The 218-nt window shown below is 50.0% G+C and carries 1 rRNA gene; it reads left to right on the top strand.

From position 1 onward, the window contains the following. Positions 1-84 (top strand): 23S ribosomal RNA (locus tag M3152_RS17930); the annotation flags it as partial. Positions 85-218: the final 134 nt, after the last annotated feature.

Genomic DNA, 218 nt, shown 5'->3' on the forward strand with positions numbered 1-218 from the left:
AAGAAGATGAGGTGGATAGGTCCGGGGTGGAAGCGTGGCGACACGTGCAGCTGACGGATACTAATCGATCGAGGACTTAACCTTAAGTTACTTAAGTACGGTTGAACTTGAAGTTCAGCAACAATGTTGGTTTTATCCAGTTTTGAACGAACAAGTATCGTTCAGTCTGACGGCGGCGAAGGGGACACACCCGCTCCCATACCGAACACGGACACGGA

Source organism: Sporosarcina luteola (assembly GCF_023715245.1).
Classification (GTDB): Bacteria; Bacillota; Bacilli; order Bacillales_A; family Planococcaceae; genus Sporosarcina; species Sporosarcina luteola_C.